This is a genomic window from Agrobacterium sp. 5Ca50 (assembly GCF_055381905.1).
Window position 1 is genome coordinate 272995 of record NZ_AP026440.1, and the last position, 13406, is coordinate 286400.

Sequence of the window (13406 nt, forward strand, 5' to 3'; positions counted from 1 at the left end):
CGTACGTTACAAGGTCTTTACTGTTTGCGTTGGCTTCTTTAGGCAAGTCTAACGGTTTAGATGAGGCTTGATAAGCATGAATACGTCCGCGGGTGCCGACACGGCGTGGGTTCAAGAAATGCTAGGTGGACTTCCCACCGCCCACATCAGCGCTTTTGAGCAATGGCCAGCGGATTTGAGAACTACGTTTCGGACGATAGCGGCGTCCCCACACCAGATTATTTTGTTTTGGGGTAGGGAATATGTCGCTCTCTACAATGAAGCATACGCTCCATCCATTGGCCTGAAGCATCCAGATGCTTTCGGCCGTCCCGCGCGGGATTATTGGAGTGAGCTATGGGAAGATCTCAAGCCGCTCCTCGATCAGGTTATGGAGAGGGGCTTGCCTGTTTTTCTCAAGGATAGACCCTTTTATATCGAGCGTCATGGTCATCCGGAAACGGTAACCTTCGACATTGCTTACTCAGCCGTAACCATCGCCGATGGTTCGGTTGGGGGTGTATTATGTATCGTGAGCGAGACGACAGAGCGCACGAGAGGCGAACAGCAGCTTAGGGAAAGCGAAGCGCGTTTTCGCAATATGGCAGATCACGCACCGGTTATGATGTGGGTCGTCGATGAGGCGGGTGCATGCACTTACCTCAATACCAAATGGTACGATTTTACGGGGCAATCCCAGGAGCAAGCCGAAGGTTTCGGTTGGCTCGACGCCACGCATCCTGACGATAAGGAACTGGCGACCCGAACGTTCATGGAGGCGTTGGCTCGTCGGGAAGGCTTTCGACTCGAGTACCGTCTTCGCCGTCACGACGGCATTTACAGGTGGGCTATCGACGCGGCGGAACCCCGCTTTTCTGCGGATGGAACATTCCTTGGTTATATTGGCTCGGTCATCGATATTGATGAGCGACACGATATGGAACAAAAGCTCTGGGCAAGCGAGAGCGGCCTGAAAGCCCTGACCAACTCGATTGACCAAATGGTTTGGTCGACCCGGCCTGACGGTTTTCACGACTTCTACAACGAGCGTTGGTATGAGTTCACTGGTGTCGAGCGTGGTTCCACGGACGGCGTTGGGTGGAATGAGATTTTCCACCCGGATGATCGCGAAAGAGCATGGGCTGTATGGCGCGAATGTTTGCGAACTGGCGAGCCCTATCACATCGAGTATCGTCTGCGACATCATACCGGACATTATCGCTGGGTTATTGGTCGAGCAAACCCGGTCGTTGACGCCCAAGGTCAAATCACGCGCTGGTATGGCACTTGCACGGATGTGCACGAACTCAAAATTGCCGAGATACAGCGAACGGCGATTGTCGAATTTAATGAGCACGTTGCAACGCTGCGTGATCCCGGCGATATCGTGAAAGCAGCACTGCAGACGGTTGGAAGTCTGCTGAAAGTCAGTCGCGCAGGTTATGGGACAATCGATGAGGCCCGCGAGACAATATTGATCGAACACGACTGGACGAGTGGCGGCACTGGTAGCCTAAGCGGACTACGACGTTTTCGCGACTACGGCATGTTTGTTGACGACCTCAAGAAGGGTGAAATCGTTGTTATATCCGACGCCGAGGTCGATCCTCGAACACGGGAGCGCGCCGCAGCATTAGACGTGATTTCCGCGCGTGCAAGCGTCAATGTTCCGTTGAGGGAGCAAAGTGGACTTGTCGCCGTCCTGTTCGTCAATAACTCGAAGGCAACAGCATGGCGCAACGAGGAGCTGACATTTTTAAAGGAGATGGCGCTGAGACTGCGCAATGCCGTGGAGCGCCGCCGCGCGGAGAACGACCTTTTACAGCTCACTGAGGGTCTTGAACAGAAAGTCATTCAGAGAACAGAAGAATTGCGGGCCTCAGAAGAGCGACTGCGTCACAGTCAAAAGCTTGAGACCATTGGTAAGCTAACGGGCGGGGTTGCACATGACTTCAACAATTTGCTGCAAGTTGTCTCGGGCAACCTCCAGCTTTTGCAAAAAGACCTCTCTGGAAACGAGAAAGCACAGCGTCGCCTGACAAATGCAATGGCTGGGGTCACTCGCGGTGCCAAATTGGCAAGTCAGCTGTTGGCGTTTGGGCGACGCCAGGCCCTTGATCCAAAGGTCATTAACATTGGGCGGTTCCTGCGCGACATGGACGACATGCTGCGGCGGTCGATTGGCGAGGCCGTCGAAATTGAGACAATTATAACTGGGGGGCTCTGGAACTGCCTTGCGGACCCGGCTCAAGTGGAAAATGCCGTTCTGAACCTGGCGATTAATGCCCGTGACGCGATGAATGGGCAGGGTAAGTTAACAATTGAGGTTGGAAACGCCTTTCTAGATGACGACTATGCAGCCAAGCATGACGAAGTCGAAGTCGGCCAATATGTTATGGTCTCGGTGACCGACACGGGCACGGGTATTCCGGCCGATATGATTGAACAGGTATTTGAACCATTTTTCTCCACGAAGCCGGAGGGCAAAGGAACAGGACTTGGCCTGTCCATGGTGTTTGGTTTCGTGAAGCAGTCAGGTGGCCACGTAAAAATATATTCTGAAGTGGGCCACGGAACGACTGTTCGCATGTATCTGCCGCGGGCGCTTGCGAGTGAAGATCGCGAAACTCCCATTGCCTTAGGGCCGATTATGGGAGGCTCGGAAACCATCCTGGTCGCTGAAGACGACGATGAGGTCCGTGCCACCGTGGTCGAGACGCTCAGTGACTTGGGATACAGTGTCTTGAAGGCGTCCAGTGCGGAAGCGGCACTAGTGATTGTCGAATCTGGAATTTCGATCGACGTTCTATTCACTGATGTTGTCATGCCTGGCGGCATGAAAAGCACCGAACTGGCAAAGCGGGCCAAAGAGCGTCAACCGGATATCGCCGTACTTTACACGTCCGGATACACTGAAAATTCGATCGTCCACGGCGGTAGACTTGATGCCGGCGTCGAACTTTTATCGAAACCGTACACCCGTGAAGCCCTGGCACGAAAGATGAGACACGTCCTTGGCAATCGAGCTCAACGTGTACAAGTTCGGACACAGAAGACAACAGTTCCCAAAGCTCCAGAACATCCCAACCCTACTCTCAACGTTCTATTGGTCGAAGACGACGCTTTGATACGCATGAACACGGCGGAGATGCTTACGGATTTAGGGCACAGTGTCTTGGAGGCGGGCTCAGCAAAAGAAGCACTCATGTTGGCCCAGAAAAGCTTCGATCTTCTTGTGACCGATATCGGCTTACCCGATTTATCCGGTTATGAGCTTGTTCGGGAGCTTGGAAACGCAGGTCGAGTCTTCAAAGTTATATTTGCGAGCGGTCAATCGCGCCAAATTGAAGAAACATTCCCTGGCGCTTTCCTAGTGACAAAGCCTTACAGCCAAGAGGATTTGACCAACGCGATTAAGGAGATTTTCCGTCAGTGAAGCTCATTGTCGCGGAAGCAACTCGTCGCGCTTGATGGGCAGCAGGCCAACTGCAGAATGCCGCAATTCGTTGACGTCATCGCGCGTCAACGGTTCTGAGGCGCGGACAACCGCGACGACAAAGTCACGTGTCTAGCAGGACTTGCGGTCATGTCGGGTCTTCATTGATTTCTCAGTGATAAGACCACGGCGAGCAGACTGGTTCGTCCAATTCGCGTGCTAGTTGAAGCCGAAGATTTGATACCGCATTTCCCTTCAGTAGCGAGCCAATGCGCTGTTGTTTCGCGCCGTACCAGGTGTCTGGTATTGAACCGGCTTGGGTGCCACTGCGTTTGATTTTCGTTTCCACCAGATTGGGAGGTCTCAAGCCGGAACCGGCCTGCTTTCCGACTTACTCCGCCGACTCAGGGCCAAGGGCGCTGTGCCTTCATTAAAAACCAAGGCGTCACGAGCGCTGCGATGATCTACCACAGACGGCCCATCATCGATCATTTTTGCAAATTCGATGACGGACGCATAATGGGAGCAATGGTCGTTAACGGCGACGACCGCTTTTATTTCTTCGAGCTGGAGTGCGGTGAAGAAGTGTGATCCCCGCAATGCACTGGTCATAATCCGCTCAACGAATATGGGGGTCGCTGTTGCGCTTTTTACTCTGCGCCACCAGACTGTCAACGTCCGGCGCAAGGAGATCATGTCGTTCGGCAAAGGCCACAAAAACGGCTCGTGCGGTCTGGGCATCGATTTCCCCCTTGATCGCAGTCTTGCACGCCTTGAGCGCCAGCTCGCGCTCAAGATCCGCAGGGTTTCGCCAATCCAAGAGTATCTGGTAGGCATGCATGACCGATCTGACTTTTGTTGGCATGCCTAGACCCAAAAGAATGGTAACGGGTTCCTCGAACATATCGGGTTTCATCAGCTTTTCCTTTCCATCTGCCCCGATTGTGTCTGTATGAGAGATGAATGCGGGAAGCGTGGTCCGCTTCCCGCTTATGATCAAGTTCTTACAAGCCGCGTCTTCATGTCGGGCGCCTTATGCGACCTGTCGTTCCGCTTCGATTTGTAGCGGGGCTGCCTGATTACCAGCCGGGCCGATCGTGATTTTGCGCGGTTTCAGGGCCTCGGGAATCTCTCGCCGCAATGCAATGCGTAGAAGTCCATTCACCAAAGTGGCTTCTTCTACCTTCACATGGTCGGCAAGTTCAAAACGACGCTCAAACGGACGACCGGCAATGCCGCGATGGAGATATTCGCCGTCTCTGTCCTCGGCCCTTTGGCCTTTTACAACCAGTACGTTGCGCTCCTGCATGATGTCGAGATCGGCTTCGCCGAAGCCCGCGACCGCCATTTCGATACGGTAATCGTCGTCACTCGTTTTGACGATGTCATAAGGAGGCCAAGGGTCAACTGCCTGTAGACGCTGAGCGTTGGTCAACAGATTGAACACGCGGTCGAAACCGACGCTGGAGCGATAGAGAGGTGCAAAATCGAGTTCGGTTCTCATAGCCAAATCCTCCTTGAAGCGAGATGGAATGGGGACGCGGAAACTCGCGTCCCCGGTTCTGTCAGCCCCTGTCGGCGACTGACGAGAATGATCTAATTTTGGGAAAAACAGTTTCAAGATATCCGTCAAAATTTTTTTCGTGGCGTTGAAGATGCCCGCATTCCGGCGATGGGCCCGACATCGCGTAGCTTACACACGCTGGACGTTCAATGGACCCGGTCAAACGTGGGATACTATCAAATTCACCGCGTCCGGTTGCGTACCGTTGAAGCCTGACTGGGAACAAGACGAGCCAGTCGACGTTTTCGAGGTCCCATAACAACAGGAGCCCTGAAAATGGTTACACTGGTTGGCAACGAAGGCAATATTGAAAAGCTCGTCAAAGACCTTCTCTATTTGGAGCATGATGCAATCGCCGCATACGATTCCTGCATCGAGCGGCTGGATGACAAAGCACTCAGTGCGAAAATTGCCGAGTTTAGACAGGACCATCTCCAGCATGTTTCCGTCTTGAACGACATGGCTCGAGAGCTCGGCATCGAAGCCCCGACCGAAGGCGACATGAAACAGATGCTTACGACAGGCAAGATCGCACTTGCGGACCTGATTGGCGACTCAGCGATCCTGAAAGCCATGAAGACGAATGAAGATGATACCGTCACTGCTTACGAGCGAGCATCGCGTCACGAGGATGCGGTTCCCCAGTCGAAGGCATTTTTCATGAAGGCTCACGAAGATGAGGCCCGACATCGTGCCTGGATGGAAACGACGGCCAGCGCCATGTGATGTGATCTTGAATATCCGTTTCGACATCCTCATCTAAGGATAACCTCCCGAACAAACTCAGCCTGCAGCGATCGACGGTCGCGCTTGTGCTGTTGACGGGATGGCGAGGGCGCTCCCCGTAAGCGGGTCGAGCGCCCTCATTTCTATCCCTTGCCAGGAGGGTGTACCAAAAGCTGGATTCTTTTATGCATCGATATGCAGAGAATGTTTTCGAAAGAAACGCTGTGGCATATTTCGTAGATGCTAACGTCATTGACCAAGTGCGTGAAATAGCGGAATTTCACTCGAAACATACGATGTTTGCCAGCTTGTCCCATCTCGGCATCCCACGGATGTGCCAGAGTTGTGGGAAACCTATTACGAGAATGGCACGAGAGCCTCAATCCTGGCATTAAACATTGCCGCTTCCGGCAGCTCTGCTTTGCTGAACCGCATCCCCCTTTGGCCATAATGGACCACAACATCCATTGCCGTCCTTGTGCGCGAGATCAAAACTTTGGGTAGGCGCGATATTACAGCATGTGGCCTGTTTGGGGCGAGGGGCGTTTCTCCCGCATGCCTGCCAAAACAATAAAGCCCCGCCATCCGGCGGGGCCATTTTGGGTCAGGCGCTTGCCCGGATACTGGTATCTCCTATGCCTCGGGGGGCGGTCATTACCAGCGGCATGCCAGCCTCAAGGCATGCGGAAATAAAAGCCTCGCGGGCAACCTCGACTGGCGCGAACCAGGAGAGTGCTGCGCGACACTTGTCTACCGCTTTCTTATATCGTTCGCCGCGCCGCAGGGGCCACTCATTTTCAAGATAGTCCAGCGCGTCATAGACACTTAGAAATGTTCTTTCGAGCCCGCACTGCAGACGGACACGAACAGGTGAACGAAATAACACGTCTTGGCTGTCCATTTCATACCTCCAATCTAAACAACCAGATCTAGAAGCGAAAATGATATTGGGATGGACGCGACATCGTTCAAGACTAGGCAAATATTTTTGGGGCCGATTAAGCCCTAACGAGTGAGCTATGTCTGCTCAATATCGTTTTCGGTAAAGTCATTGACCTTGAGCCGCAGCGGCAAATGATATTCCGTTGCCAGCGCATACACAGAGCAATCGCACATGTTCGATCGGACCAGTTCAGTAAAAACTCTGGAAATGACTTTCCGGTGACCGGGAGCCTTCCATGATCCGCTCACGTTTTAGCAGAGGCACATGATAATGCTCGACACGGGTGTGCAAAGCCATCGGGATCGGAATTCGAGGTGCGTCATGAACTGTCGCCGGGCTGCTCGATAAGAGCGCAACGTGTCAGTGATCATCCGCTTCCAGTACGATACCCTGCTTTTTTCAGTAGGTGCGTCACCGATGTCCTAGGAGCTTAAGTGGTGCGGCGGTTATGGACGATCTCGTCTAGCACATACCCATCTTGATCGCCGCCCCGCCATGGCCAGTGTTTCCGTCCAACAATTGTGATGACGATCTCGTCGAGTTGCCAAAAATCGTTACCACTGGGAGTTTTGCGCCGAAGGCGCATATAATACGGGTTCCCTCTACTCCTGTGCATGCCCATGTTACAATTGCAACCTGTGGTGCGGTGACTGTAACCAGTGAGCAATGCGGGGTCTGCAAACAGGGTCTCCTGATACGCAGGCATAATCTACACAGAGGTCAATCCGCATGAACATCAATGCTACGCCCAGAACCAGAACTCCTCTCAATGAGTGGTGGGAGGTCACCCCCGGAGAAAACTTTACAGTCCGTGCGTCCGTCGAGGACACGGGCGGTTTCTGCACCATCATCGAAATGACTGTCGAGCCACGTAACGCTGTGCCGGTTCACACTCATGCCAACGAGGAAGAACACTTCATCGTTCTAGAGGGCACGTTTCAGATGGTGAATGGTAACGAGAGCGTGACGCTAACACCTGGCGATTCCGTAACTGTAAAGAGGGGCACTCCCCACAGCTGGGCTAATCTCTCCGACGCGCTGGTGAGGGTTCTGATTATCTTCACTCCAGGCGAAATGGAGGAAACTTTCAGATTGATCGGTTTCAGTGACGGCGGCAATCTGGCCGAAATCGCGGAAATGGCCAAGAATGGCGGCTCGGTGATGGTTGGTCCTCCACCATTTGAAAATGTCTACTCTGTCATGTCTCCCCGGCCGAAATTCTGAGTCCGGGAACTCCCTCGCTCAAGACCGCCCGCAAGCGCAGCGGTGCCACCACGCAGCAAGAACCGTCACAAGAGGCTCAACGCCGTCTGGAGGATGAAACAGTGCTGCTGGTCGCCTCGAGTGGGGCTTACGTCGTGCAAGACGCATTCTCCGAGCCGGAGAAGCAACGTGAGGTAAAAGAGATGTCCGATACGTTTATGCTGAAGATCCAAGAGCTCGCCAAGTCTGCGAGAATGCTGTCGCTTGTTGGCGCCTCAATCAGACTGCGATCCGACGCTTCAGTCATGTCGGCAATTCGCGAGCAGATCGAACTTGGTGCGCGGATGGCCTTGGGTGACGGTTTGAATGAAGCCAATGAAGAGGAGGCATCCGTGGCCCTGACGATGGTCGAAATGGCGCTGAGCGAGGCTGGCGAACTTTTTCGCAATCCGGACCGAGGTTCGAACTGGGAAATTACGGATGCGGCGGCAATGCAGGCTATGGGTCGTTCGTCCAAAAGCGCCTTCATACGGATGAAATCAATTGCCGAAATGTATCCAGCAATGCGTGAAACGTTTAGCGGCACATTTCTGGATGTTGGCACCGGGGTCGCAGGCATCGCCCTCGAGGCAGCCAGATCCTGCCCTGAAATCAAGGTTGAAGGGATCGACATCTGGGAGCCGGCACTGGAACTAGCCCGGAAAAACATCGCCGAAAGCGGTTACTCGGACCGCGTGAGCGCGCGCAATCTTGATGTCTGTGCATTAGACGAGCAGGACAGGTATTCGCTAGTATGGTTGCCGACGATGTTTCTGAAACGTCCAATCGTCGAGGCAGCGTTTGACAGGATTGTACGCGCTTCGGTTCACAATGCCTATCTCGTCGCGGGGATATATACCCAGCCAGCAGATCCATTTCTGGCGCTCATGGCAAATCTAAGAACGCTCCGAAGCGGAGGTGAAATCACCGACCCTCTCGAAATAAAAACGATGATGGAAGCGCGAGGATATGTCGAAGTCGAATTGAGCGTGACGCCGATTGCAACCTTTGTGTTCGGACGGCTACCCTGACGCATTGCAGGAAGGTGTGGCAGCCTCGTGGCATCAGCGGACACGGGGCATACCACGGGCGCCCGGTGTGCTAAGTAGATACTAATCTCCCTTCGAAGGAATACCTCAAGGAGTTGCCTGATGAAAGCTATTGTAGCGACCCGCCCTGGCGGTACCGAAGTGATGGAAATGGTCGACCTGCCAGAGCCTGTGGCAGGCCCTGGCCAAGTGGTCGTTGAGGTTGCGGCTGCCGGTGTCAATTTCTCGGACATCGGCGTGCGCCGTGGGATTATTGGGCACGATATCCAGTTCCCGCACACACTGGGCGTCGAGGGGGCAGGCCGTGTCATCGAGATCGGTGGGGCTACGTGTGATTTTGTGATTGGCCAACGTGTCGCCTGGGCGTATGGACCGGGCAGTTATGCCGAGCGCGTTGCAATCTCTGCCGACGCACTTGTCCCCGTGCCTGACGAAATAGACGATCAGCAAGCCGCGGCGATCATGATGCAGGGACTGACCGCCAGCCACTTCGCCACCGATTTCTATCCTATCCAACCTGGCGACATTGCGCTGGTTCATGCCGCAGCCGGCGGGCTCGGTCAGTTACTCACCCGGATTATCAAGCTGCGAGGGGGGACGGTCATCGGACGCGTCTCCAAGGCCTCCAAGGTCGATGCCGCACGTGCCGCCGGTGCGGACCATGTCGTCGTCGATGATGGAAGCAATTTCGCCGACGAGGTCATCCGTATCGCTGGAGGAGAGGGCGTTCATGTCGTTTATGATGGATCGGGTCCGGCGACTTTTACGGGCTCGGTCGCAGTGCTGCGTAGATCAGGAACCTTTTGTTGGTACGGTCCGGTTCTGGGTCGTCCAGCGCCGGTCGATTTGATGATCCTTCCCAAGAGTATCAAGATCGGTTTTGCTGTCTTCTTCGATCACATCTATACACCGGTATTGTTGCGTCGACACGCTGCACAGCTGTTCGACTGGCTGAGCACAGGGGATGTCAGCCTTGATGTCAGCGCCAGCTACCCAATCTCCGATGCAGCGCGTGCCCATGCCGCCACGGAAGATCGCTCCACCACAGGAAAGCTACTACTTATTCCGGGACAGGTGAATGGCTAGGCGAGAGGGATCACTGTGTAGCTCATCATTTCTGGTGTGGGACGAGATTTCGTAAATACGATCGCCGTTGCTTCAGATATGATCGTCCTTGCACCGTGATAGCGCCATCTTCAGCCACAGCATCTCAAATAAGGCTCAGGGCTCACGACACACGCCTGTTTTAGCTGGTTGCACGCCCTCTCAAATTTGATTGGGAACACGTATGGCTTCCCGGGCAAAGCGGGGAAGGGCGAAGCCAGACCACTGGCTCAGATAGTTAGGTCGCAGCGGGCCAGTCGTTGGCTGGTTGATCGACCAGGCTATCGTCGTCAGCGGGATCTGGATCTTGCTGGTAGGCTTTATGCAGATTTCCTATCTCTTCGCTGACCGCCACGAGAACTTCCTTTTGGTCGACACCTTCCGTAACGAACCTGTCGACCAAATCTTCGAGTTTGAGCCGGAGTTCATCTCGCCATTGCGCTGTCATCTCTTTCTCCTTTTGATGGGCTTTTCTGCAAGTTCAATTCTGACAGGAGCATGATCACTCGTGTGGTCCCACCCGCGGACATGCTTGTCCACTTCCGCCTCCACTAACCGTTCGGCAAGATCGGGGCTGAGAAGGAAATGATCCAGACGGAGCCCAGCATTTCTTGCATAGGCATTCCGGAAGTAATCCCAGAAAGTGTAAATTGTCTCATCGGGGTGAAGTTCACGGATGGCATCCGTCCATCCTTGAGCAATCAGCTCGCGAAATGCATCTCTGACCTCAATGCGGAAGAGTGCATCGTTCTTCCATCTTTCTGGCTTATATACGTCGAGCTCGGTCGGCATAACATTGTAGTCGCCGGCGAGAATGACGGGTACCTCGAGTTCGAGAAGCCCCGCCGCATAATCCCGCAAACGTTGAAACCAGCGGAGTTTGTATTCGAACTTCGGGCCAGGATATGGATTACCGTTCGGAAGATAGAGACCGCCGATTACGATGCCATCTACTATAGCCTCAATGTAGCGGCTCTGTTCGTCCTCTGGTTCCCCAGGTAGCCCCTTACGGGTGAGTAATGGCATCTGTCCTCTAGCGAGTATCGCGACACCGTTCCACGATTTCTGACCATGCCAAACCGCGCCGTACCCAGCCTTTCCGATTGCGTCTTCGGGAAACCGGATGTCAGGTGCTTTCAGTTCCTGAAGTATGGCAATATCGGGCTGCGCCTCTTCGAGCCATTTCAGCAAAACCTCAAGGCGGCCGTTTACGCCATTGACATTGTAGGTCGCGACTATCACTTCGACTTGCGGTCGCCCTTGTCTCCTTCCCCCGGTTTCGCATCGTGTTTGGCGTTATGCCGCTTGTCTGCTGAGAGAGACCTGCCCACATCAACGGATTCTTTGAAGCGGCCGTCCTCATCTCGGCGGACGTACCGCTTGTCAGTTCCCGTATCAATCAGTTCGCGCTTGGTCATGGTATTCTCCTTCGTTAGCGATACCTCACTAACTCGCAACCTCATGAAAAAGATGCATCAACGGTTGATGGCGTCAGTCAATTGGAAGCGTAAAACGACAATAAGGTTTGGCGCCCGTTTGGAAAAAGGGCCGCCCATTGGCGACCCTGCACGAAATCCAAAACACGAGTGAAGGTGAGGGGCAGTCAGTGGTGCGTCTCCACGACACTGTCGTCATCATCAAAATTACCGTTACTGAGAGCATCATAGGAATTGACGCTTTCTCCACCGCCGCGAGTACCAAATGCAGTTAATTGCACCATCACGGCGCGAGCCCGCTCGACAACATCGATCTCGTCAAGATCGTTGTCACCAGCGACTTTGACGATCACTTCATCGCCATCATCTCCAATGAATTCGATCTTCCAGCCATCATTTGAGTGTTCAATGTGTGTTTCAGTCAAATGCATATCAGCCAGCCTTTCTTCCGCCGTTAAGCTCTTTGGCCAACGACTTCTTCAGTGCATCCATAATGTTGACGACGTTGTTAGGTTCCGCGGGGGCACTCCCTTTTCGACCGCCGTTCCTTGGTTTCAGTGATTTCTTTTTCGTCGCAATCAGTTGCAGCAGCGTTTCCTGAACAGGGTCGCTCACCATCTCACGCGACCACTTCTCGGTTTTTTGCTTGATGAGTTTCTGCATCAGCGGGATTAGTTCAGGGTCAGAATCGTCCTCGATATTCTCGAAGCATTCTTTCTCAGGCCTGACCTCATCACCGAAACGAAGGGTCCAGAGTACGATGCCATCGTCGCGGGGTTCCAGCACAACCGCACGCTCACGGCGGCCCATGACGGGTTTCGAAACTCCAACAACTTCATCAGATTTCATGGCATCGCGGATAACGGCGAATGCCTCGTTGCCAACTGAGCTTTCAGGCATCAGATAATGCGGTTTTTCGAGATAAACCCATTCGATCCTATCGGCTGGTACGAACTTCTCAACGTCGATGGTTTTTGCCGTGTCGAGTTCGACAGCATCGAGATCATCGTCCGTAAGGATGACGTAGTCGTCTTCACCCCGCGTAACCGCGAACATCGTCGCCTTCTTTCACCCACCTACCCGTCACGGAGTCGATGTACTGGGAAATGACGCGGTTGCCGGTTTGAGAGTTTAAAGTGTGAAAGCGAACCTTGTCACTCTCCGACGTAGCCGGTGACATCGTAACAGGGCAGGTCACAAGGCTGAGTTTAAGATAACCGCGCCAATAAGGTCTAGGCATGATCAACCAGCCTTTCTGCGTGCCGAGGACGATGACGAACTTTTAGCGGCCCCTCGGGCTGCGGGTTTTCTGGTCGTTGTCCTGTTGGCGTTGGCCGCAGCGCGTTTCGGTTTCGCTTCACCACCTTTCGACATGACAGCACTTTGACGAAGCGCTTCCAGCAGGTCATTCGGTTTTGAAATCTCGACGGCCTTTCGCCTGGGAAGCGCCTTACCGGAGACCTTCGCTTCAACGAGTTCAGTGAGGGCAGCTTCGTAGCGATCATCGAATGTCGCCGGATCGAACGTGCCTTTCTTGGTTGAGGTGATATGTCGGGCGAGATCAAACATTTCGGCCTCAAGCTTAATCTTCGGCATTTCCTCGAATGCTTTCTTCGAAGACCAAACCTGGTAGTCATAGTTCAATGTGGTGACGCCGCTGTGTAGAGCGCGATCCCACAACTCACTTCACCAACCTTCAAGAAGCCTTTCCACTGTGCTCGATGCGCGGCCACACGAGATACTCCGAGTGACGCTTGACAGCGAATCAACCGTCACGCACCCGGTTCGTTCCGATCGAGAACGAAACGGTCCTCCCTTGTTCCAAACAACTCGGGCGATCGTGGAAGCTCGCCTGGGGGAAAGGTCGTTGACGGTGGTTTGGCAATCTCGGAAAAGGTCTCCTGAAAGCAAACATGTAATGAAGCGT

General features: G+C 53.8%; 13 protein-coding genes and 2 pseudogenes. 6 read left to right on the plus strand and 9 right to left on the minus strand.

The features are described from left to right. Window positions 1–76 precede the first annotated feature (76 nt). Together ACZ5FM_RS23435 and ACZ5FM_RS23440 are read left to right on the plus strand one after the other, a co-directional pair. The gene (locus ACZ5FM_RS23435; protein WP_464041399.1) at window positions 77–3415 is read left to right on the plus strand and encodes a PAS domain S-box protein; all 3339 of its coding nucleotides are present in this window, start codon (window positions 77–79) and stop codon (window positions 3413–3415) included. Window positions 3416–3874: 459 nt separating this feature from the next. Continuing rightward, the gene (locus tag ACZ5FM_RS23440) at window positions 3875–4006 is read left to right on the plus strand and encodes a DUF4334 domain-containing protein (RefSeq protein WP_259149854.1); all 132 of its coding nucleotides are present in this window, start codon (window positions 3875–3877) and stop codon (window positions 4004–4006) included. A gap of 28 nt (window positions 4007–4034) precedes the next feature. Here the strand turns inward: ACZ5FM_RS23440 and ACZ5FM_RS23445 are convergent, their stop codons facing one another. Together ACZ5FM_RS23445 and ACZ5FM_RS23450 are read right to left on the minus strand one after the other, a co-directional pair. After that, entirely contained in the window at window positions 4035–4331 is a 297-nt protein-coding gene (locus tag ACZ5FM_RS23445; RefSeq protein ID WP_312948292.1) for a DUF982 domain-containing protein, read from the minus strand. 117 nt (window positions 4332–4448) lie between these two features. After that, the gene (locus ACZ5FM_RS23450) at window positions 4449–4919 is read right to left on the minus strand and encodes an Hsp20 family protein (protein ID WP_312948294.1); all 471 of its coding nucleotides are present in this window, start codon (window positions 4917–4919) and stop codon (window positions 4449–4451) included. 336 nt (window positions 4920–5255) lie between these two features. Between ACZ5FM_RS23450 and ACZ5FM_RS23455 the strand changes: the two genes are divergently transcribed. Then, window positions 5256–5705 carry a DUF892 family protein gene (locus ACZ5FM_RS23455; protein ID WP_464041400.1) on the plus strand — a complete coding sequence of 150 codons (450 nt, stop codon included), beginning with the start codon at window positions 5256–5258 and terminating at the stop codon, window positions 5703–5705. A 604-nt stretch (window positions 5706–6309) separates the two neighbouring features. On the opposite strand, the gene ACZ5FM_RS23460 is transcribed toward ACZ5FM_RS23455, so the two are convergent. Next, complete coding sequence (locus ACZ5FM_RS23460; RefSeq protein WP_250984811.1) at window positions 6310–6606, minus strand: DUF982 domain-containing protein; 297 nt, start codon at window positions 6604–6606, stop codon at window positions 6310–6312. A 771-nt stretch (window positions 6607–7377) separates the two neighbouring features. On the opposite strand from ACZ5FM_RS23460, the gene ACZ5FM_RS23465 reads away from it, so the two are divergent. From ACZ5FM_RS23465 to ACZ5FM_RS23475, 3 genes are all read left to right on the plus strand, one after another. Next, a complete protein-coding gene (locus ACZ5FM_RS23465) occupies window positions 7378–7872 on the plus strand; it encodes a cupin domain-containing protein (RefSeq protein WP_250984810.1) in 495 nt (164 codons plus the stop codon). A gap of 182 nt (window positions 7873–8054) precedes the next feature. Beyond that, entirely contained in the window at window positions 8055–8921 is an 867-nt protein-coding gene (locus tag ACZ5FM_RS23470) for a class I SAM-dependent methyltransferase (RefSeq protein WP_464041401.1), read from the plus strand. A 120-nt stretch (window positions 8922–9041) separates the two neighbouring features. Next, window positions 9042–10025, plus strand: coding sequence for a quinone oxidoreductase family protein (locus tag ACZ5FM_RS23475; RefSeq protein ID WP_464041402.1), 984 nt, complete (start codon window positions 9042–9044; stop codon window positions 10023–10025). Window positions 10026–10281: 256 nt separating this feature from the next. Here ACZ5FM_RS23475 and ACZ5FM_RS23480 read toward each other — a convergent pair whose 3' ends face one another. The 6 genes and pseudogenes from ACZ5FM_RS23480 to ACZ5FM_RS23505 all read right to left on the minus strand — a co-directional run. After that, window positions 10282–10491: a hypothetical protein gene (locus tag ACZ5FM_RS23480; protein WP_464041403.1), complete on the minus strand. Its 210-nt coding sequence runs from the start codon at window positions 10489–10491 to the stop codon at window positions 10282–10284. Then, entirely contained in the window at window positions 10488–11285 is a 798-nt protein-coding gene (gene xth / locus ACZ5FM_RS23485; protein ID WP_464041292.1) for an exodeoxyribonuclease III, read from the minus strand. Before xth ends, ACZ5FM_RS23480 begins: the two co-directional genes overlap by 4 nt. After that, a complete protein-coding gene (locus ACZ5FM_RS23490; RefSeq protein WP_464041404.1) occupies window positions 11282–11461 on the minus strand; it encodes a hypothetical protein in 180 nt (59 codons plus the stop codon). Before ACZ5FM_RS23490 ends, xth begins: the two co-directional genes overlap by 4 nt. A gap of 185 nt (window positions 11462–11646) precedes the next feature. Continuing rightward, window positions 11647–11910 carry a hypothetical protein gene (locus tag ACZ5FM_RS23495; RefSeq protein WP_312948312.1) on the minus strand — a complete coding sequence of 88 codons (264 nt, stop codon included), beginning with the start codon at window positions 11908–11910 and terminating at the stop codon, window positions 11647–11649. Window position 11911: 1 nt separating this feature from the next. Continuing rightward, window positions 11912–12722 (minus strand): annotated as a pseudogene (gene ku, locus ACZ5FM_RS23500) (non-homologous end joining protein Ku). Next, a pseudogene (locus ACZ5FM_RS23505) lies at window positions 12722–13129 on the minus strand (non-homologous end joining protein Ku); the annotation flags it as partial. The pseudogenes ACZ5FM_RS23505 and ku, both read right to left, overlap by 1 nt. Between the last annotated feature and the right edge of the window lie 277 nt (window positions 13130–13406).

What these genes read in the sequence shown, in the direction of transcription:
- ACZ5FM_RS23465 (WP_250984810.1), top strand. Translation starts at nt 7,378, where the DNA reads ATGAACATCAATGCTACGCCCAGAACCAGAACTCCTCTCAATGAGTGG.
- ACZ5FM_RS23460 (WP_250984811.1), bottom strand. Translation starts at nt 6,606, where the DNA reads ATGGACAGCCAAGACGTGTTATTTCGTTCACCTGTTCGTGTCCGTCTG.
- ACZ5FM_RS23450 (WP_312948294.1), bottom strand. Translation starts at nt 4,919, where the DNA reads ATGAGAACCGAACTCGATTTTGCACCTCTCTATCGCTCCAGCGTCGGT.
- ACZ5FM_RS23490 (WP_464041404.1), bottom strand. Translation starts at nt 11,461, where the DNA reads ATGACCAAGCGCGAACTGATTGATACGGGAACTGACAAGCGGTACGTC.
- ACZ5FM_RS23445 (WP_312948292.1), bottom strand. Translation starts at nt 4,331, where the DNA reads ATGAAACCCGATATGTTCGAGGAACCCGTTACCATTCTTTTGGGTCTA.
- ACZ5FM_RS23455 (WP_464041400.1), top strand. Translation starts at nt 5,256, where the DNA reads ATGGTTACACTGGTTGGCAACGAAGGCAATATTGAAAAGCTCGTCAAA.
- ACZ5FM_RS23470 (WP_464041401.1), top strand. Translation starts at nt 8,055, where the DNA reads ATGTCCGATACGTTTATGCTGAAGATCCAAGAGCTCGCCAAGTCTGCG.
- ACZ5FM_RS23480 (WP_464041403.1), bottom strand. Translation starts at nt 10,491, where the DNA reads ATGACAGCGCAATGGCGAGATGAACTCCGGCTCAAACTCGAAGATTTG.
- ACZ5FM_RS23435 (WP_464041399.1), top strand. Translation starts at nt 77, where the DNA reads ATGAATACGTCCGCGGGTGCCGACACGGCGTGGGTTCAAGAAATGCTA.
- ACZ5FM_RS23495 (WP_312948312.1), bottom strand. Translation starts at nt 11,910, where the DNA reads ATGCATTTGACTGAAACACACATTGAACACTCAAATGATGGCTGGAAG.
- ACZ5FM_RS23440 (WP_259149854.1), top strand. Translation starts at nt 3,875, where the DNA reads ATGATCTACCACAGACGGCCCATCATCGATCATTTTTGCAAATTCGAT.
- ACZ5FM_RS23475 (WP_464041402.1), top strand. Translation starts at nt 9,042, where the DNA reads ATGAAAGCTATTGTAGCGACCCGCCCTGGCGGTACCGAAGTGATGGAA.